20 protein-coding genes are annotated in these 17792 nt (G+C 71.1%); 8 read left to right on the top strand and 12 right to left on the bottom strand.

All coding sequences use genetic code 11. The features are described 5' to 3' along the window. Positions 1-75 precede the first annotated feature (75 nt). On the bottom strand, positions 76-525 hold the full coding sequence (locus AB0K60_RS11305; RefSeq protein ID WP_364051580.1) for an Lrp/AsnC family transcriptional regulator: 450 nt from the start codon (positions 523-525) through the stop codon (positions 76-78). 126 nt (positions 526-651) lie between these two features. Further along, positions 652-1038 (bottom strand): hypothetical protein, encoded by a 387-nt coding sequence (locus AB0K60_RS11300; protein ID WP_364051577.1) that lies wholly within the window; start codon positions 1036-1038, stop codon positions 652-654. Positions 1039-1363: 325 nt separating this feature from the next. Between AB0K60_RS11300 and AB0K60_RS11295 the strand changes: the two genes are divergently transcribed. Then, complete coding sequence (locus AB0K60_RS11295) at positions 1364-1612, top strand: type II toxin-antitoxin system prevent-host-death family antitoxin (protein WP_364051574.1); 249 nt, start codon at positions 1364-1366, stop codon at positions 1610-1612. Between the two features lie 86 nt (positions 1613-1698). On the opposite strand, the gene AB0K60_RS11290 is transcribed toward AB0K60_RS11295, so the two are convergent. Beyond that, a complete protein-coding gene (locus tag AB0K60_RS11290) occupies positions 1699-1896 on the bottom strand; it encodes a DUF397 domain-containing protein (RefSeq protein ID WP_364051571.1) in 198 nt (65 codons plus the stop codon). Positions 1897-2076: 180 nt separating this feature from the next. Next, entirely contained in the window at positions 2077-2670 is a 594-nt protein-coding gene (locus tag AB0K60_RS11285) for a WHG domain-containing protein (RefSeq protein ID WP_364051568.1), read from the bottom strand. A 247-nt stretch (positions 2671-2917) separates the two neighbouring features. Between AB0K60_RS11285 and AB0K60_RS11280 the strand changes: the two genes are divergently transcribed. After that, positions 2918-3349 carry a hypothetical protein gene (locus AB0K60_RS11280; RefSeq protein ID WP_364051565.1) on the top strand — a complete coding sequence of 144 codons (432 nt, stop codon included), beginning with the start codon at positions 2918-2920 and terminating at the stop codon, positions 3347-3349. A 49-nt stretch (positions 3350-3398) separates the two neighbouring features. Here the strand turns inward: AB0K60_RS11280 and AB0K60_RS11275 are convergent, their stop codons facing one another. Beyond that, on the bottom strand, positions 3399-4046 hold the full coding sequence (locus AB0K60_RS11275; RefSeq protein WP_364051562.1) for a helix-turn-helix domain-containing protein: 648 nt from the start codon (positions 4044-4046) through the stop codon (positions 3399-3401). A gap of 64 nt (positions 4047-4110) precedes the next feature. Between AB0K60_RS11275 and AB0K60_RS11270 the strand changes: the two genes are divergently transcribed. After that, positions 4111-4881 carry an ATP-binding cassette domain-containing protein gene (locus AB0K60_RS11270; RefSeq protein WP_364051559.1) on the top strand — a complete coding sequence of 257 codons (771 nt, stop codon included), beginning with the start codon at positions 4111-4113 and terminating at the stop codon, positions 4879-4881. A 37-nt stretch (positions 4882-4918) separates the two neighbouring features. Further along, positions 4919-5644 carry an ABC transporter permease gene (locus AB0K60_RS11265; protein WP_364051556.1) on the top strand — a complete coding sequence of 242 codons (726 nt, stop codon included), beginning with the start codon at positions 4919-4921 and terminating at the stop codon, positions 5642-5644. Positions 5645-5675: 31 nt separating this feature from the next. Here AB0K60_RS11265 and AB0K60_RS11260 read toward each other — a convergent pair whose 3' ends face one another. Further along, positions 5676-9221, bottom strand: coding sequence for a BTAD domain-containing putative transcriptional regulator (locus AB0K60_RS11260; RefSeq protein WP_364051553.1), 3546 nt, complete (start codon positions 9219-9221; stop codon positions 5676-5678). Between the two features lie 166 nt (positions 9222-9387). Between AB0K60_RS11260 and AB0K60_RS11255 the strand changes: the two genes are divergently transcribed. Next, on the top strand, positions 9388-10011 hold the full coding sequence (locus tag AB0K60_RS11255; RefSeq protein WP_364052099.1) for a hemerythrin domain-containing protein: 624 nt from the start codon (positions 9388-9390) through the stop codon (positions 10009-10011). A 233-nt stretch (positions 10012-10244) separates the two neighbouring features. On the opposite strand, the gene AB0K60_RS11250 is transcribed toward AB0K60_RS11255, so the two are convergent. Both AB0K60_RS11250 and AB0K60_RS11245 read right to left on the bottom strand, forming a co-directional pair. Next, positions 10245-10964, bottom strand: coding sequence for a DUF5941 domain-containing protein (locus AB0K60_RS11250; RefSeq protein ID WP_364051550.1), 720 nt, complete (start codon positions 10962-10964; stop codon positions 10245-10247). After that, positions 10961-12526 carry a CDP-alcohol phosphatidyltransferase family protein gene (locus AB0K60_RS11245; protein ID WP_364051547.1) on the bottom strand — a complete coding sequence of 522 codons (1566 nt, stop codon included), beginning with the start codon at positions 12524-12526 and terminating at the stop codon, positions 10961-10963. The genes AB0K60_RS11250 and AB0K60_RS11245 overlap by 4 nt, the downstream gene beginning before the upstream one ends. Before the next feature lie 247 nt (positions 12527-12773). On the opposite strand from AB0K60_RS11245, the gene recO reads away from it, so the two are divergent. Continuing rightward, positions 12774-13502, top strand: coding sequence for a DNA repair protein RecO (gene recO / locus AB0K60_RS11240; RefSeq protein WP_364051544.1), 729 nt, complete (start codon positions 12774-12776; stop codon positions 13500-13502). Positions 13503-13511: 9 nt separating this feature from the next. Further along, positions 13512-14294 (top strand): isoprenyl transferase, encoded by a 783-nt coding sequence (locus AB0K60_RS11235; RefSeq protein WP_364051541.1) that lies wholly within the window; start codon positions 13512-13514, stop codon positions 14292-14294. Positions 14295-14329: 35 nt separating this feature from the next. On the opposite strand, the gene AB0K60_RS11230 is transcribed toward AB0K60_RS11235, so the two are convergent. Continuing rightward, the gene (locus AB0K60_RS11230) at positions 14330-14878 is read right to left on the bottom strand and encodes a CGNR zinc finger domain-containing protein (protein WP_364051538.1); all 549 of its coding nucleotides are present in this window, start codon (positions 14876-14878) and stop codon (positions 14330-14332) included. A 36-nt stretch (positions 14879-14914) separates the two neighbouring features. On the opposite strand from AB0K60_RS11230, the gene AB0K60_RS11225 reads away from it, so the two are divergent. Continuing rightward, complete coding sequence (locus AB0K60_RS11225) at positions 14915-15856, top strand: DMT family transporter (protein WP_364051535.1); 942 nt, start codon at positions 14915-14917, stop codon at positions 15854-15856. Here the strand turns inward: AB0K60_RS11225 and AB0K60_RS11220 are convergent. The 3 genes from AB0K60_RS11220 to AB0K60_RS11210 are packed head-to-tail and all read right to left on the bottom strand — an operon-like array spanning position 15796 to position 17755. Continuing rightward, positions 15796-16188 (bottom strand): transcriptional repressor, encoded by a 393-nt coding sequence (locus AB0K60_RS11220; protein WP_364051532.1) that lies wholly within the window; start codon positions 16186-16188, stop codon positions 15796-15798. The two genes, AB0K60_RS11225 and AB0K60_RS11220, sit on opposite strands and share 61 nt — an antisense overlap. Next, the gene (locus tag AB0K60_RS11215) at positions 16185-17018 is read right to left on the bottom strand and encodes a metal ABC transporter permease (protein ID WP_364052096.1); all 834 of its coding nucleotides are present in this window, start codon (positions 17016-17018) and stop codon (positions 16185-16187) included. Before AB0K60_RS11215 ends, AB0K60_RS11220 begins: the two co-directional genes overlap by 4 nt. Then, positions 17015-17755, bottom strand: coding sequence for a metal ABC transporter ATP-binding protein (locus tag AB0K60_RS11210; protein ID WP_364052093.1), 741 nt, complete (start codon positions 17753-17755; stop codon positions 17015-17017). Before AB0K60_RS11210 ends, AB0K60_RS11215 begins: the two co-directional genes overlap by 4 nt. Positions 17756-17792 lie beyond the last annotated feature (37 nt).

Below are 17792 nucleotides of genomic sequence, written 5' to 3'. Positions count from 1 at the left end.
CCGCCACGACGATTCGTTGCGCCGAAACCCGCGCGAAAGCCCGCCGAAACCCACCCGGACGCGCCGGAACCTTCCTCACTCCGTCGGCACGGGCGTCTCCACCAGCCGCGACAACACGATCGCGCTCTTGGTCCGCACCACGAACTCCTCGCTCGCGATCCGCTCGATCACCCGCTCCACATGCCGCATGTCCGTCGCCCGGATGTGCAGCAACGCGTCCGCCTCCCCGGTGATCGTGCACGCCGACACGATCTCCGGACTGTGCGCCACCGCCATCGCGATATCCGCCGGCGACGTCTTCCCCCGGCAGAACAACTCCACATACGCCTCGGTCGTCCACCCCAGCGCCGCCGGATCCACCCGCGCCGTGAACCCCCGGATCGCCCCCTTCTCCAGCAGCCGATCCACCCGCCGCTTCACCGCGGGCGCCGACAACCCCACCCGCTGCCCGATCTCGGCGTACGTGGCCCGCGCGTCCTCGACGAGCTCCCGGATGATGGCACGATCAAGCTGGTCAAGCTCCACGCAGACCTGTATACCGCGCCGCCGTCCGAAGCCGCCCGTCACCGGGCGGACAGGCCGTCCTCCGCCCACGTCATCGCCTGGTCGGTGTCAGCCGCGCTCGTGTGCACGACGCCTCGATGAGCGGGTTTATGCGGATTGCTGCAAACGGCGCATCTGCGACTCCGGCAGATCCAGCAGCGTCGTGCTGTCCTCCGCCGAAAACCCGGCATCCCGCAACCTGGCCGCCGTGGCCCTTGCCAGCACGAGGCGCTGCTGATGGTAGGACGCGAGCACCTCGCAGGGGACACCGGGCAACTCGTAGACGTACTCGACGCTGACCGGAGTCTCCTTGGGCAAGCCGAGGATGAAGTGCTTCACCGCCTCGACCTCTTCGAAGAGCTCGCTCAAGGTCTCGCCGTTCACGCCAGAGCGGATCGGGGCATCGACGGGGCTCGCGTGCCAGACGTCGATGTCGGTGTCGAGAGTGCGCGCACGGCTGACGCGAAATACCAGTCGGTGAGAGGTCGAGGTCATGCGAGCCAATCCTTCCCGAACACATGCGCTAGGTCGGCCTGGAGCTCGTCAAGATCCCACCGTGTGATGTTCTTGACTCGGACCATCGCGCGGGCCACCACGATCTGCTCTCGGTTGTGAAGCAAGAGTACGCGAGAGGATCGCGTCGACTCGACCCAGTCGACCCGAAGTTGGTGCTCACGAGCGAGCTTGTAGATCCGGTCGCGGATATCGGGGTATGTGCACAGCACAAGGTAATAATAAGGTAACCGATAGTAGCCGCGGTGGGTTGTTGCCGATAGAGCGTTGTACGTACAGGGTTCTGTACGGGCGATGGGAGAGGTGCATGAAGACGATGACGTACTCGGAATCACGAGCACGCTATGCCGAGGTGCTCGACTCTGTGGTGAACGATCACGAGGAGGTCATCATCACCTGTGCCGGACACGAGCCGGTGGTGATCGTGTCGCTTGACGACTATCAGTCGCTCAAGGAGACGGCGTACCTGTTGCGCAGCCCGGAGAACGCGCGTCGCCTGCTGGCGTCCATCGATCGACTGGAGAACAGCGGCGGTGTCGTACGGGAGTATCCCTGATCGTTTGATGGACGTGAAGAGAAGATCATCCCCGTTATAAGGCCCTGACAGGGTGAACGGACGGCGGTCACCTGTACGGAGCCTGATCAGTCGTTAGGTAGACCGTCGCGCAGATCTGCGACGAATGCCGACCATTCGGCGGGGGTGAAGGCGAGAGCGGGGCCGTCAGGGTTCTTGGAGTCGCGCATGGCGACGATGCCCGGAAGGTTCGTCGCCACCTCGACGCAGGCTCCGGTGTCGTTGGACCGCCGAGACTTGCGCCATTCCGCCTTGCTCAGATTCACCTCTCCAACACCTCCTTGATCGTCTTTGCGGACAGTGTTTGGGGCTGAAATCGACGTAAGCCCCGCTACGCGAAGGAGCGTTGCCGAAACTGACGCCGCCGCGCTCGGTCGAGTCGAGGTATGGACGGCTCACCGGTCATACGGCCAGTATCGCTCGCCTCCGGGCGGGTGCGGAGGGGGTCATGAGGGATCCCCTTCGGCGGCGTCGGGCCAGCGCGTCAGGAGGGTGTGGAGGGCGTCGAGGCAGCGGGTCCAGGTGGCCTCGGTGGGGCGGGCGTGGGCGAACCCGCCTGCGGCTTCGAGGCTGACGAAGCCGTGGAGCGTGCTGCGCACCAGGCGGACCGCGTCGGTCAGGTCGGGCTCGGCCAGCGCGTAGGCGCGCAGCACGCTGTAGGTCAGCTCGACCGCGCGTCGCGGTCCGTGTGCCCGCGCCGCGAGCTCGGGATCGATCCGCATGGGGACCTGCGTGGCCGTGTAGCGGCCGGGGTGGGCGTGGGCGTACTCCCGCCAGGCGTTCGCGAACGCCACCAGCGCGTCCTTACCGGCCCGCCCGGCGGTGGCCTCGGCGATGCGAATGGTCTTCTCGTCCGCCGCCAGCAGCGCGATCCGCCCACGCAGGTCCTCAAGGCCGCGCACGTGCACGTACAGGCTCGCGTCCTTCACGCCGAGCCGCCGCGCCACCGCCGACATCGTCACATGGTCGAGCCCGACCTCGTCCGCCAGCTCAGCGCCCGCGAGCGTCACCCGCTCCGCCGTCAGCCCGGCCCGCGCCATGCGCGCTCCGCCTCTCATCCTAGAGATACATAGGGCAACCAAAGAACATTAGGTTATGCCTTTTATCCCAAGGGTGGCAATCGAAGGCAGGGGTGCCGGACCGCGATGGCACGCAGGTGTTTGCGGGTACGAACCGCCTAGATAGCCACTGGTATCCATTTGATGACTTTAGGTAGCAGGAACGCCGTATGATCGATGGGGTGGTGGAGACTCTGGGGTTACATGTGGTCGCGAAGAGGTAGGTGTCATGCCCATGGACGATGGCGCAACCTCGCCGGGGTTCTCTATGAGCGTCCGGGTGAGCGGTCCTCTCGGGAACGGCGCGCGGCAGACGTCTGAGGATGACGTCACGATAGTGGGCCGTCTCCACATGGGAGACTTCTCTCCTGCCACTCTTCGCTGCCGGATAGACACCTATGCGGGCAGCGTTCTCGCCGACTTTGACAGTGAGCTGCGCGATGCGGTGCTGGAGGCGATGGATCAGCTTGTCATGGCGAGCGGCAGAGCCGAGGTGCAACCAGACGGCTCGACCGTGAGGATCATGCATCTGGAGGCGGTGCAGCGTTTGACCGGCGCGTCGACGTCTCCGCTGTCGGAGCTGGCGCATGAGCAGGGAGTGGGCCCGATCCGTAGCATCGAAGAGTTGCGGGGCGATCCCATCGATGGATTTCTGCTCTAAGCCGCGAGGGTGACATAGGCAGGGGTGCGGCTGTGGGTCGTTTCCTGCCTCACCGGCTGGAACGCCCGGGGTAGTCGGCGACGCCGTCTTCGAGTAGTGCGAAGGCGCGTTCGGCGGCCTTTTGGGTGTCGGGGAGGATGTCCTCCCAGGGCTCGCCGGCTCGCCTGCGGTCGTGGGCCTGCTGGGTGAGCACGCGTAGCACCGCATTGATCTGGGCGGCGATGACTCTGGGGGTGAGGTCGTCCGGTTCGGCGTCGGCGGCGTCGGCCAGGGCCGTCGCGAGGAGTTCCTCGCGGGTTTCGTGGAGTTGGGTGATGCGGGCGGTGAGGGTCGGGCTTTCCGCGATCAGGCGGGCGAACCAGTCGGCGCCCGCGTTGAAGCCGTAGCGCCAGTGCTGGGTTCGGGCCGCGTCGAGGAAGTCGTCGCGGATGGCGTGTAGCGCCGATACGCCGGGGGGACGCTCGCGGACCACTCGGGCGAGGTAGTCCTCTGCGGCGTCGCGGCGGTCGAGGAACAGGTCCTCCTTGGTCTTGAAGTAGTTGAAGACCGTGTTGACCGAGACGTCGGCGGCGCGTGCCACGTCGGCGACCGTCACCTTGTCGAAGCCGTGCTGCATGAACAGGCCCATGGCCGTGTCGGAGATGCGCTGCCGGGTCTCCCGCTTCTTGCGCTCGCGCAGGCTCAACTCCTCGGACATGGGGAGATTCTAGCAGTGGTCACAAAATTTAAGTGACACCAAAATTGGTGTTACCCTACTTGGCATGATTCGCACCAGTGCGTTGACGAAGACGTTCATCACCGGTAGGGGCGGGAGGAAGGCGGCGGTGGAGGCCGTGCGTGGCGTCGATCTGCACGTGGGGGCGGGGGAGATCGTCGGCTTCCTGGGTCCCAACGGCGCAGGGAAGACCACGACCCTGCGCATGCTCACCACGCTTCTGCCGCCCACCTCCGGCACCGCCACCATCGCCGGGTACGACCTGGCCGCTCAGCCTGCCGAGGTACGGCGCCGCATCGGCTACGTCGCCCAGGGGAACATGGTCGGGCCCATGGCGTACGTGGGACGGGAGTTGGAGACCCAGGCCCGTCTGTACGGCATGAGCCGCGCCGAGGCCCGCGCCCGCGTGGCCGAGAGCCTGGAGTTGATGAACCTCGAAGGCGTCGAGGAGCGCCCGGCCGCCGCGCTGTCCGGCGGTCAGAAACGGCGCGTGGACCTCGCGATGAGCCTGCTGCACCGGCCCCGGCTGCTGTTCCTCGACGAGCCCACCACGGGCCTGGATCCGCAGAGCCGCGCGAACCTGTGGGACCACGTGCGGCGGCTGCGCGAGCGGGACGGCATGACCGTCTTTCTCACGACGCACTACCTCGACGAGGCCGACGCCCTGTGCGACCGCGTCCTGATCATCGATCACGGCCGCATCGTCACCGAGGGCACCCCGGCCGCGCTCAAGGCCGAGCTCGGCCCGGACGCCACCCTCGACGACGTCTTCCTCAAGGTGACCGGGCGCGAACTGCGCGAGGACACCGCCGCCTGACCGGCCGTACAAGGAGATGTACAAGGAGATAACGCCTGTGACCACGCTGATCCTGGCGCGCCACTATATGCGCGCCACCTTCGGCAGCAAGTTCGCCGTGTTGTTCAACGCCGTCCAGCCGATCCTGTTCCTGGTGCTGTTCGGCCCCCTGTTCGCCCGCAGCGGCGTCGGCTCCTGGGAGGTCCTGGTCCCCGGCCTGCTGGTGCAGCTCAGCCTGATGAGCACCGGTCTGGCCGGCTTCGACATCTTCCTCGACCAGCGCTTCGGCGTGCTCGAACGGCTGCGCGTCACGCCCGCGAGCCGGGTCTCGCTGCTGCTCGGCCGGGTGATCAGGGACGTCGCGGTGCTGTCCGTGCAGTCGGCGCTGCTGATCGCCATCGGCTGGGCCTTCGGCCTGCGCGCCCCGCTCGCCGGGGTGCTGCTCGGTCTCGCCCTGCTCCTCGTGCTCGCCGTCGGGCTGGCGTCGCTGTCCTACGCCGCCGCCCTGGCCATGCCCAACGATCTCTTCCCTCCGGTCGCCACGACGGTCGTCGTACCGCTGATGCTGCTGTCCGGGGCGCTGCTGCCGATGTCCCTCGCGCCGCCGTGGCTGGACGTGCTCTCCCGCCTGACGCCGTTCCGCCACGTGGTCGAGGCGCTGCGCTCGTTCTTCGCCGGCGCGTACGTCTCCGCCGCGGTCGGCTGGGGCCTGCTGGCCGCGGCGGTGTTCCTCGTCGTCGGCGTCGCCGTCGGCACCCGCCTCTACCAGCGGGAGAGCGCCTGACACGAGCCGCCCGCCCGGCCGGGCCCGCCGGTCAAGCGCCGCGCGTGCGGGGTCGGCTCGGGCCGGTCGGGGCGTCCGTGCACCGGGTCAGGGCGTCCTGGGCCTCGGCGAGCCAGATGGGGGCCTCCCAGCGGCGGGCGATCTCGACGGCGTGCGTGAAGTGTTCGGCGGCCTGCTCTCGTTTGCCGATCAGCAGCGACAGTTCGCCGAGGGTGTGGGCCACCGGGCGCATGGCGATGGCCGTGGAGGCGGTGCCGGGGAGGTGGTCGTGTACGGGGAGGAGGGCGTCGATGAGTTCTTCGGCCTCGTCGCGTTCGCCGAGTGCGCATACGGCCATCGCGCGCAGTGTGGCCAGGGAGGAGAAGAAGTAGTCGCGGCGCAGCGGATGGGCGGGGGTGCGGGCGGCGCGGGCCTCCTCGATGCGGCCCTGGGCGGCGAGGGCGAGTGCCAGGGCGTCGGTGGCCACGGTGCCGCCTGTTTCCTGTAGCGCTCGGATCGGCTCCACGAGTTCCGCGAGTCGGCCCTGGGTGATGCGCATCGTGCCGATCGCCATGACCAGGAAGGCGTCCGCGTGCAGCGAGCCGTGGCGTTTCATGTGCGTGTAGGCGTCGAGGTAGACGCGTTCGGCCTCGTCCAGTTTGCCGGCGATGTGCGCCAGCGTGGCCTCGGCGCACATGGCGACTCCGCGCGCCTCGGCCATCTCGTACGCGTCGGCGATCTCCAGGCAGCGGCGGACGTGGCGGCGCAGCGCGGTTACGTCGCCGCGTGCCGCCGCGGCCGTGCTCGCGACGTACTCGGCGTACCAGCGGAACGCGGGCAGGTCGTGGCGCTCGGCCACGCTCGCCAGTTCCGCGCCGAGGGCCGCACGCTCCTCGGCCTCGCGCTCGTAGTCCAGCTCCTTGATCCGGGCGGTCAGGGCGCCGGCGGTGATTCTCGGGTCGTCGAGGCCGGCGGCCAGCTCCGCCAGTTCCCGCGCCGCCTCGGCCGCGCGTGGGTCCCGCTCGTGGGCCAGTTCGGCGGCGAGGGTGTCCAGCAGGCGCGCCCGGACGAGCGGATCCAGGCGGTGCCGTCCGTGGCCGTCGGTCCAATCGCTGACGCCGGGATCCGTGGGATTTCCGGTGTTCGCCCCCGGTGTTCCGCCGTCTTGCGCGGTGTCGCTCGCGTTCCTGGCACCGTGGCCACGCTCCGCGCGGCCGTACAGCAGTCGCATGAGCAGGTTCACCAAGGGGCGGTCGACCTTGGCGTAGGGGCGGACGTTCCACGGGGTCGGCTCGGTCCACGCGGTGAGGGCCGCGATCAGCAGGTCCTCCCGGTCCGCGGTCACCGCGACGTCGATGGCGCGCTCGCGGGTGGCGCGGGCGTCACCGAGGGCGCCGGCCCGCACCTGGGCGCGCAGCAGGGCGCCGAGGATGTCCACCCGCCGGGCGTCGTGGTCGCCCTCCTCGCCGGTGCTGCGCTCGAAGCACTCCAGCGCCTGGCGCAGCAGTTCCACCGCCGAGTCGTGCGCGTACCGGCGGGTGGCCACCTCGGCGGCGCGCAGCGAGTAGTGCAGGGCGAGCGGGGCGGTCGCCGCCGTGCCCGCCCGGGCGTAGTGGTGGGCGAGCGCCGTCGGGTCGGCCGACGGTCGTTCCCGCAGCGCCTCGGCGATCCGGGCGTGCATCCGGGTACGCCGGATCCGGGACAGGTCCTGGTAGAGCGTGTCCCGCACGAGCATGTGCACGAACCGCACCCGGCCCGGGGACGGCTCGGTCAGCAGCCCCGAGACCACGCCGGCGTCGAGCGCGTCGAGGACGCCCTCCTCGTCGGCGTCGGCGGCCCGCACCAGCAGGTCCACGTCGGCCTCACGCCCCACGACGGCGGCGAGGCGCAGCACCGTGACGACGGCCGGAGGCAGCCGGGCCAGCCGCCGGCGCAGCACGTCCCGCACGCCCTCCGGCACCTCCGAGATCGCCACCAGCGCGCCCTCGCCGGCCAGCAGCCGGGCGCTCTCCCGCACATAGAACGGGTTCCCGCCGGTGCGTTCGGCCAGGGCGGACACGGTCTCGGCGTCCACCGGGCGCTCGCAGACGGCGGCCACGAGCGCCGCCACCTCGTCGGGGGCGAGCCCGCGCAGGCTCACCCGCACCGGCGAGCGCCGGGCGAGCGCCGCCAGCGCCTCCTCCTGTACGGGCGTCACCTCGGCCGCGCGATACGCCACCACCAGCAGGATCCGTGCGCCGCCGAGCTCCTCGGCGAGCGCGGTGAGCAGCGAGACCGTCTCGGCGTCGGCCCGGTGCACGTCGTCGAGGAGTACGGCGAGCGGACGCTCGGCCGCGACCCGGCGCAGCCACTCCGAGACCGCCCGGTGCAATCGGAATCGCCCGGACGAGGTGTCCTCGCCCGCGCTCAGCCGGGTCAGGGCGGAGTCGTCGCTCAGCAGGGGGGCCAGCGCCCGCGCCGCCTCACCCGGCGGCACGCGCTCGGCCAGCGGTCGCAGCGCCTCCATCCACGCCCACGCCGCCGGAGCGCCGTCGTCCTCCGGGCATCGCCCCACGGCCACCCGCCAATGGCCTGCGGTGACGTACTCCAGCAGCCGCCCGAGCAGGGCCGACTTGCCCGCTCCGGCCTCTCCGGTCACCACGGCGATGCCCGCTCGACCTGCCGCCACCGACTCGGCGGCCTCCCGCAACGCCGCGAACTCGGCCTCCCGGCCCACGAACGTGGCGGGGGCGGGGAGGGGGGAGGAGGGCAGGGCCGCCGCCGAGGCGTGCGCTCCTGCGGCGGGCGGCGCGCCCGCCGGTCCGGATGGTGCGGCGCCGGGGAGCCGGAGGGCGGCGTGCAGGACCGGCATGCGCTGGTTGAGGATGGCGTCCTCGAGCTCGACCAGGTCCGGTCCCGGGTCCAGGCCCAGTTCGGTGGCGAGCACGGATCGTGCCCGGCGCAGTGCGTTGAGGGCGTCGGCCTGGCGGTTGCCGCCCCACAGGGCGAGGGCGAGCAGCCGCCAGCCCTCCTCGCGGAGCGGTTGCTGCCGGGTGAGGGCCTCGGCCGCGGGTACCGCCTCGGCCGGGGCGCCGCGGCGCAGGGTCAGCTCGACCGAGAGTTCGCGGGCCGAGGCGCGCAGCTCCTCCAGGCGGGACGTCTCGGCGACGGCCCACTCCTCGTCGGCGACCTCCGCGTACGCGGCGCCGCGCCACAGGCCGAGCGCCTGGTCGAGAAGGGTCGCGGCGCGGGCGGGGTCGGCGGGGCCGATGTCGCGGGCCTGCCGTACCAGCCGCTCGAAGCGCCAGGCGTCCACCGCGTCGTCGTCGAGTTTGATCGCGTAGCCGGGCGCCGCGCTGACCAGGATCCGGGCCGGGGCGCGCGGCGGGCGGTCGGGTTCCAGCAGGCGTCGCAGGTGGGCGATGTAGGTCTGCAGCGACGCGATGGCCTTCGGCGGCGGCTCGCCTCGCCACAGACCGTCGATCAGCCGGTCGACGGAGACCACGTCGCCGCGAGCGACCAGCAGCATCGCCAGCAGCGCACGCTGATGCCCGCCACCCAGATGCACGGCACGGTCGTTGATCTCGGCTTCGATCGCGCCGAGTACCCGGATCAGCACCGGGCAATCATAAAGGCAGGTGAATCGCCCAAGACAGCATCAAGTCGGTATCAAGCACCCGGCCGACAGTGGAGAGAGCCCGGCATTGTCCGTGGCACTTATCCCTGTTGAGGCTGAGGAGACCGATATGGCCGCTATCGCACCTGATCGTCCTTATGTGCACAGGATGGTCATCATCCACCGTGTCTTCACCCGTGAGTCCCGGCTGCTCGCCGAACTCGTCCCGGGCGTGGCACCCGGGAACCGCGCCCGCGCCACAACGCTCGCCGCCCACTTCCGGGACTACCGTACGGTGCTGCACCACCACCACGAGGCCGAGGACGAGCTGCTGTGGCCGAAGCTGCTCGCCCGCGTGGACCTCGACGCCGACGTGGTGCTGCGCATGGAGGCCCAGCACGAGCGCATCGCCGCCACCCTCGGCCGGGCGAGCGCCGCGTTCGACGGATGGGAGCGCACGGCGGACGCACAGGCCCGCGACTGTCTCGCCGCCATCCTGCGCGAGCACCGGTCCGTCCTCGCCGAGCACGTGCACGACGAGGAGGGGTACGTCCTCCCGCTGATCGAGGAGCACCTGACCGTTCCGGAATGGGAGGCGTTCAACGTCCGCGCCGCCGCGGGCGTCCCCCCGCACAAGCGCCTGCTCCTGCTCGGCGCGATCCTGGAGGACGCCGACCCCCGCGAACGCGCCTACCTGCTCGGCGGCCTGCCCCGCCCCGCCCGGCTGCTGTGGCGCCTAGTCGGCCGCCCGGCGTACGCCCGCCGCATGCGCCGCGTCAGAAGGGGTGGCTGACGAGGACCCCATCCCGGTGGCCCTGCCCGGGCCGCCGCGACCGAGCCAGGGTGCGCTGAGCTTCGGCGCCGCGCCGGTGGGGGAGCGCGGCGAAACGAGGGACCGCCGCCGTGCGCAGGTCGCGTGGCGGGGGAGGGGCGGTACGACACGTCCGCGTGGATCGCCGGGAAAAGCGAAGACCCGGCCGCCCGGCACCGAGGGTGCCGTGGGCGACCGGGCCCGTGACGTGGCTGTCAGGCCTTGTCGGCCTCCGCGCTCGCGCGCTCGACGGCCTCCTCCGGCGCGGCCTCCAGGTCGTCGGACGCCTGGGCGTTGGTGGAGGACTTGTCCAGCCGCACCCAGCTCGTGATGCTCTCCACGGCGAACAGCACGGCCAGGTAGGCGGTGAGCACCGCCATCACGATCGTGAGCTGTCCGATCGCCGCGCCCACGCCGATGATCAGCAGGCGGCACTCCCAGCCGAGCCCGGCCTGGAACACCCACGCGGGCGGCCAGATGCTCTGCCGGGTCCGGTACACCGTGTCGTACGTGTGGTAGCCGATCACATAGATGAGCACGAACAGCAGCCACTTGGGAGCGTCGGCGGCCAGTGCGACCAGCAGGATCGTCAGGAACTCGACGGCCCGCACCAGCGGCGGCACCAGCCAGTCGAACCGCCCCAGATGGTCGCGCGGCATCGTGGGCACCACGAGGGCGACGACGATCAGCGCGGGCACCAGCATGATCGGGCCGGTGCCGACGTCCAGCGTGCCGGTGAATCCCAGGGCGGCGACGGCGATCAGGGCGACGAGCGTGGTGAACACCGGGGGCAGGCCGGGGCCCAGATGGTCGCGTAGCAGGGTGGCGAGCGGGCCGTCGTCGCGGTAGGAGACCAGCCGGGCGGTCTGGATCCGCAGCCGTTCCTCGTCGGGATCGGGGGCGGGCACGGAGGTGGTCTGCGGTTGAGTGATCATGCGAGCGACCTCACAAGACGTCCGGTCAGGGTGTAGACGGCCGCGATGCCGCCCCAGATCAACAGGGTGAGGAAGGTGACGCGGGGTTCGAAGAACGCGGCGGTGATCGCGATCGCGGCGAAGCGCTCGCCGATCGGGAAGACGATCATCTTGCGGGCCCAGTGCACCGGGCGGAACCGGCCGGCCCTGGACCAGGCCTTGAGCATCCGCTTGACCACGCCGGTCTGCTCGGCCTTGCGCTGCACCAGCGCCTCGCGCAGCGGCGTGTCGGGGCTGACGGTCAGCTCGAGCGTGGGAAGCGGGGTGGGCTTGCGGCGCCGGCGGCGGTGGCCCGCGCCGAAGGAGAAGTCGAGCAGGTGCCGCACCGACTGCAGGGCCAGCGCCACCAGGGCGAGCGTCCACACGTCGCCCTGCCCGGCCACGGTCGCGCCGATCGCCAGGCCGGCGAAGACCACGTACTCCTTGAACCGGTCGAAGGTCGCGTCGAGCCACGCGCCGAGCACGCCGAACTTGCGGGCGTACCGGGCGAGCTGGCCGTCCACGCAGTCGAACACGAACGCGAAGTAGATCAGCACCGCGCCGGCCACCGCGCCCGCCCGGGTGCCGGTGGCGAAGGACCCGGCCGACAGCAGGCCGAGGGCGATGGAGATGAGCGTCACCTGGTTCGGGGTGAGCCCGCGCCGGGCCGCCCAGCGGGCGATGAACCGCGAGTAGGTGCTGACGAAGTACGTGGTGAAGAAGCCGTCGGCGCCCTTGACCGCGTTGTTGAGCCGTGCCCGGTCCTCGTCGATGCCCGCCATGATCTGCTGGGCCTCGTCGGCGTCGGCCTGGGTGAGGATCCGCCGGTAGTACAGATCGCGGCGTCCCCGGATGCCCACGGAGACGCCGCGCCGTACCAGGCAGAGCACGAGCAGTTGGGTCAGGTCGTCCTCGGGGCCGAGCAGGTGGGCCAGGTCGGCGAGCTCGCGGGCGGCCTCGGCGAGCACGGGAGCGTTCCTGGCCCTGATGTACAGCGGGCCGAGCGCCACCGCGTTGGGCCGGGTGACCGCGTGGAACGCCGAGCCGACCGAGATCACCCGGGACCGCCCGGCGCGCATGCGCACCGGCAGGCCCTCCAGGGTGCGGTCGCCGATCTCCGGCTCGGCCTCCTCGATCGGCGGCTCGGGCGTCAGGGGCTCGCCGTTCTCGGCGATCTCGCCGTCGCCGTTCTCCGAGATCTCGGTGCTCTCGGCCTCCTGCCGGGGCTCCTTGGCGATCAGGGCGAGCGCGCCGCGCTTGGTCTTGGTGATCTGGTAGATCAGCTCGTCGTGGATCACCGAGGCGGCCGGCATGATCAGCACGGGCTCCTCGGTGTCCTCGATCGCGTCGGCCAGCGCGCGCAGGTCCCCGGCGAGGTCGGTGCTCTCCAGCACCCGGCCCGGATACTGACGGTACGCGCCGGCGTCGGCCGGTCGGGCGATCGTGACCGGCTCGGGATCGAGCGCGGCGGCCTGGCCGTAGAGGCGGGCGGTCACCGTGGGCGCGGTGACGAAGGATGACAGCCGGACCTGTGCGGGTGACACCGGCTGTGTGTCTGATTCGTTCGGACTGGGTGAAGTGCCCAGCAGGACCACGCGGGTCATGGCACCCTTTCAGGCAGCGGTGAAAGGCTTGTTCGGTGCGGGGGGTCCGCCAAAGTGAGAAGTTTAATGACCTTTCGGTAAGCCCGGTGCATCGGAAACTTCACCCGGGATTCTCCCCCGGTTTGCCCTCTCCATTGGAACCCCGCCGCCCCCCGCGCGTCCATCGGCCGCAACTACACTGTGCGGGGTGAGTCTGTATCGTGACGAGGGCGTCGTGTTGCGCACCCAGAAGCTGGGCGAGGCCGATCGCATCGTGACGATCCTCACCAAGCGTACCGGCAAGGTTCGCGGCGTCGCCAAGGGCGTGCGGCGCACCATGTCGCGGTTCGGTGGCCGCCTGGAGCCGTTCACCCACGTCGACCTGCAACTGCACACCGGCCGCTCGCTCGATGTGATCACCCAGGTCGAGACCCTGCGCCCGTACGGCGAGGCCCTCGTGCACGACTATCCGCGCTACACCGCGGGCACCGCCATGCTGGAGACCGCCGACCGGCTCACCGTCGGCGAGAAGGAGCCCGCGCTCCGCCAGTTCCTGCTGCTCATCGGCGGCCTGCGCACGCTCGCCGGCGGGGAGCACGAGGCGCGGCTGGTCCTGGACGCCTACTTTTTGCGCTCGCTCGCCGTGGCCGGCTACGCCCCCGCGTTGTCGGAGTGCGCCCGTTGCGGCGCGCAGGCCGTGCGCGCCTTCGCGATCGCCGCCGGCGGGGTGGTGTGCGGCGCGTGCCGCCCGGCGGGCGCGGCCGTACCGGCGGCGGAGACGATCGCGTTGATGATCGCGTTGCTGCGCGGCGACTGGGACACGGCCGACGCCTCCGAACCCCGTCACCGCGGCGAGTGCAGCGGCCTTGTCGCCGCATATCTCCAATGGCACCTCGAACACGGAATACGCTCGCTACGCCATGTCGAACGAGTTTGAGAGCGAGCGATGACAGCCGTCCGCCCACCGTCACCCCATCCGTCCGGAGCGACCCCGCCTCCGATTCCGCGCGATCAGATCCCGCGGCACGTCGCCATCGTCATGGACGGCAACGGCCGCTGGGCCAAGGCCCGGGGCCTGCCCCGCATCGAGGGCCACAAGATGGGGGAGGCGTCGCTCTTCGACGTGATCGAGGGCGCGATCGAGCTGGGCATCCCCTACCTGTCGGCGTACGCGTTCTCCACGGAGAACTGGAAGCGCTCGCCCGACGAGGTGCGCTTCCTGATGGGCTTCAACCGCGACGTCATCCGCCGCCGCCGCGACCAGCTGCACGCGATGGGCGTGCGGGTGCGCTGGGCCGGCCGCCCCGGCCGCCTGTGGAAGAGCGTGATCAAGGAGCTGACCGACGCCGAGGAGATGACCCGCCACAACAAGGTGCTGACGCTCCAGTTCTGCGTCAACTACGGCGGGCGCGCCGAGATCGTCGACGCGGCGGTACGGCTCGCCGAGGACATCGCCGCCGGGCGGGTGAGGTCGGCGAAGGTGAGCGAGAAGACGTTCCGCCGATATCTAGACGAGCCGGATATTCCTGACGTTGACCTGTTCGTGCGCTCGTCCGGCGAGCAGCGCACCTCGAACTTCCTGCTGTGGCAGTCGGCCTACGCCGAGATGGTCTTCCTCAACCAGCTCTGGCCCGACTTCGACCGGCGCGACCTGTGGCAGGCGTGCGAGATCTACGCCAAGCGCGACCGCCGGTACGGCGGGGCCATCCCCAACGAACTCCAGCGGTGATGCCGCCCCGGGCCCGTGCGCCCGCCGCGCCTGAGCTAGGCGCGGCGGCGGGCCCGGTAGGCCGCGACGTGCATGCGGTTGCCGCAGGTACGGCTGTCGCAGTAGACCCGGGATCGGTTGCGCGACTCGTCGATGAAGACGTGCGAGCAGTCGGGCGCGGCGCAGGCGCGCAGGCGTTCCCACTCGTCTTCGGCCAGCAGGTGGGCGAGGGCGACGCCGCAGTCGGCGGCGAGGTGCTCGGCGACCGACGAGCCGGGGGCGAAGTAGTGGATGTGCAGCGGATGCCCGTCGTGCTCGGTGAGCCGGGGGATGATGCGGGTGCCGCTGAGCAGGGCGTTGAGCCGGGTGATGACGCCGTCGCGGTCGGGGGCGGCGATCACCTCGCAGAACGCGGCCCGCACGCCGCGCACCCCGTCCAGGTCTCGTTGGCCGAGCGCGCCGACGCCGCTGACCTCTCGCCTGCGCAGGAAGTCCGCGAGGTCGTCCAGGTCGGTCAACGCCTCCTCGCCGTGGGTCTCGGGCGCGGTGTTGACCAGCTCCACCACGGTGGCGAGCGAATGCGTCATGTCATGACTGAATGGCATGTTGACTCCTGTCCGCTCGGGTCATAGCGTATCCGGGTGCGCCGCTGGTCGCTGACACGTTGGAAGAGTATCCCCGTTCTCGTCGCCGTGGCAGGCGCTCTGGTGATCGCGACCTCCGCGCCGCTGGTGCGGCTGTCACAGACCGCCCCCGCCACCTCCGCGCTGTTCCGATGCGGCTACGCGCTTCCGGCGCTGTTCGCCCTCGCCTGGTTCGAGCGCCGCCGTCGTGGCCCGATGCCGTGGCGCGAGCGCCGCCAGGCCTGGCTCGCCGGGCTGTTCTTCGCCCTCGACCTGCTGTTTTGGCACCTGTCCATCCGGTACGTCGGGGCCGGGCTCGCCACCGTGCTCGGCAACCTCCAGGTGGTCGTGGTGGCGTTCGCCGCGTGGGCGCTGCTCGCCGAGCGGCCGTCCAGGCACCTGATGATCGCCACGCCGCCGGTGCTCTTCGGGGCGGCGCTGATCTCGGGCGTGTTCGACGCCGCGCCGTACGGGGCCGATCCGGCGCTCGGGGTGCTGTTCGGCCTGCTGACGTCGCTGACGTACTCGGCCTTCCTGCTGGTGCTGCGCTCCGGCTCGGGGGAGAACCGCCGGGTGAGCGGCCCGCTCGCGCACGCCACGCTCGTCGCCACCGTCCTGATCGCCGCGCTGAGCCCGCTGTTCGGCGGCGCGGACCCGGTGCCGAGCTGGCCGGCGCACGGCTGGCTGCTGCTGCTCGCCCTCGGCCCGCAGGTGCTCGGCTGGGTGCTGATCACCTACTCGCTGCCCCGGCAGCCCGCCGCGCTCACCGCCCTGCTCCTGCTGATCCAGCCGGTCGCCACGGTCGCGATCTCGGCGGCCGCGCTCGCCGAGCGTCCCTCGCCGTTCCAGCTCACCGGCTGCGTCCTGATCGCCCTCGGCGTCCTGTACGGCTCCCGCCCTCAACCGGCCCTGACCGCCGCCGAGCAGGACGAGCAGGTCCCGAAGACCTCCACCGTGTGAGTGACGTCGGTGAAGCCGTGCTCGGCCCCCACCGACTCGGCCCACCGCTCCACGTCCGGCCCCGCCACCTCGACCGTGCGCCCGCACCTGCGGCACACCAGGTGATGGTGGTGACTCCCGGTGGCGCACGCCCGGTAGACGGCCTCGCCGTCGTCGGTGCGCAGCACGTCGATCTCCCCGGCGTCGCTGAGCGCCTGCAGCGCGCGGTAGACCGTCGTGAGACCGATCTTCGCGCCGCCCGCCCGCATCTCGGCGTAGATGTCCTGCGCGCTGCGGAAGGACGTGCTCCCCGCGAGGACCTTGCGAACGGCCTGTCGGCGATTGGTCGTCATGTGGCGGACTCCTGTGTACGGCTTCGCCGTACGAATCTACCCACCCCCAGCGCGACCCCGAACCCGGTGAGCGCGATCAACACGATCGCCGCCCCCGGCGCGACGTCCACGTAGAAGGCGGAGGTGAGCCCGCCCACGGTCGCGACCACGCCGAGCGCCATCGACAGCAGCATGGTCGCCCGGAACCCCCGGGTGAGCTGCTGGCTCGTCGCCACCGGCACCACCATCAGCGCGCTCACCAGCAGCAGCCCCACCACGCGCATCGCGACGACCACGGTGAGCGCGGCCGTCACCGCGATGAGCAGGCTGAGGAAGCGCACCGGCAGCCCGCTCGCCTTGGCCACCTCCTCGTCCTGGCACAGCACGAACAGCTCGCGCCCGAACACGGCGACGACGCCGAGCACCGCCACCGCCATGATCGCGATGACCCACAGGTCGGTGGCGGTGACGCTGCTGATCGAGCCGAACAGGTACGCCGTCAGCGTGGAATTGCTGCCCCCGGGCGCGAGCCCGATCAGCATGACGCCGCCCGCGATGCCGCCGTAGAACAGCAGGGCGAGCGCGACGTCGCCGCTGGTGCGCCCGCGCGCCCGCACCAGCTCGATGACGATCGCGCCGAGCACCGACACCGCCACGGCGGTGAGCACCGGCGCGGTCCCGGTGAGGAAGCCGAGCGCGACGCCGGTCAGCGCGACGTGCCCGATGCCGTCGCCGAGCAGCGACAGCCGCCGCTGCACGATGAACGTGCCGACGGCCGGGGCGGCGAGACCCACGAGAACGGCGGCGATCATCGCCCGCCGCATGAAGTCGAAGGCGAGCAACTCGATCACGGCGTCCACCCCGGCACGCGCTCCTGCGGGCCGTGCGGGTGCACGTGGTCGTGGCCCGGCCGGGCGTGCACCCCGACCGCCTCCGGCGGCGGCCCGTCGTGCACGATCAGCCCGTCGCGCAGCACGATCGAGCGGGTGATCAGCGGCTCGAGTGGCCCGCACTCGTGCATGACCAGCACGACCGTGCGGCCCCTGGCGACCAGCGTGGCGAGGGTGTCGGCGAGGGCCTGCTGGCTCGCCGCGTCCACCCCGGCGGTGGGCTCGTCCATCACGAACGTGTCCGGCTCCCCGGCGAGCGCGCGGGCGATCAGCACCCGCTGCTGCTGCCCGCCCGACAGCGTGTGAATCGGGTCCCCGGCCCTGTCCTGGAGCCCGACGGCCTCCAGGGCGGCGGCGACGGCCGCCCGGTCCGCCGCCGAGGTGCGGCGAAATCGCCGCTGCCGGGCGATCCGCCCGCCGAGCACCACCTCGCGCACGGTCGCCGGCACGCCGCCGCCGACGGCCAGGCGCTGCGGCACGTACCCGATGCGCCACCAGTCGCGAAAGCGCGCCGGGGGCACGCCGTACAGCAGGGTGGTGCCGCCCGACAGCGGGACGAGCCCCAGCAGCGACCGGACCAGGGTCGACTTCCCCGACCCGTTGGGACCGAGGACGGCGAGCACCTCGCCTTCGGCGACGGTGAGATCGATGCCGCGCAGGACGGGCCGGCGGTCGAGGGTCACCTGACCGCCGGTCATCTGGAAGGCGAATGTCACGGGCGTGTGGTCCAGTCGT

Source organism: Thermopolyspora sp. NPDC052614 (assembly GCF_040678635.1).
GTDB lineage: Bacteria > Actinomycetota > Actinomycetes > Streptosporangiales > Streptosporangiaceae > Thermopolyspora.
The sequence above is the reverse complement of the archived record's forward strand: the minus strand, read 5'-3'. Positions and strand labels throughout refer to the sequence as shown.

Excerpts from the sequence above, each read along its gene's own strand:
- AB0K60_RS11300 (WP_364051577.1), bottom strand. The coding sequence starts at position 1,038 with ATGACCTCGACCTCTCACCGACTGGTATTTCGCGTCAGCCGTGCGCGC.
- AB0K60_RS11295 (WP_364051574.1), top strand. The coding sequence starts at position 1,364 with ATGAAGACGATGACGTACTCGGAATCACGAGCACGCTATGCCGAGGTG.
- AB0K60_RS11285 (WP_364051568.1), bottom strand. The coding sequence starts at position 2,670 with ATGGCGCGGGCCGGGCTGACGGCGGAGCGGGTGACGCTCGCGGGCGCT.
- AB0K60_RS11280 (WP_364051565.1), top strand. The coding sequence starts at position 2,918 with ATGCCCATGGACGATGGCGCAACCTCGCCGGGGTTCTCTATGAGCGTC.
- AB0K60_RS11275 (WP_364051562.1), bottom strand. The coding sequence starts at position 4,046 with ATGTCCGAGGAGTTGAGCCTGCGCGAGCGCAAGAAGCGGGAGACCCGG.
- AB0K60_RS11270 (WP_364051559.1), top strand. The coding sequence starts at position 4,111 with ATGATTCGCACCAGTGCGTTGACGAAGACGTTCATCACCGGTAGGGGC.
- AB0K60_RS11255 (WP_364052099.1), top strand. The coding sequence starts at position 9,388 with ATGGTCATCATCCACCGTGTCTTCACCCGTGAGTCCCGGCTGCTCGCC.
- AB0K60_RS11250 (WP_364051550.1), bottom strand. The coding sequence starts at position 10,964 with ATGATCACTCAACCGCAGACCACCTCCGTGCCCGCCCCCGATCCCGAC.
- AB0K60_RS11235 (WP_364051541.1), top strand. The coding sequence starts at position 13,512 with ATGACAGCCGTCCGCCCACCGTCACCCCATCCGTCCGGAGCGACCCCG.
- AB0K60_RS11230 (WP_364051538.1), bottom strand. The coding sequence starts at position 14,878 with ATGCCATTCAGTCATGACATGACGCATTCGCTCGCCACCGTGGTGGAG.
- AB0K60_RS11220 (WP_364051532.1), bottom strand. The coding sequence starts at position 16,188 with ATGACGACCAATCGCCGACAGGCCGTTCGCAAGGTCCTCGCGGGGAGC.
- AB0K60_RS11210 (WP_364052093.1), bottom strand. The coding sequence starts at position 17,755 with ATGACCGGCGGTCAGGTGACCCTCGACCGCCGGCCCGTCCTGCGCGGC.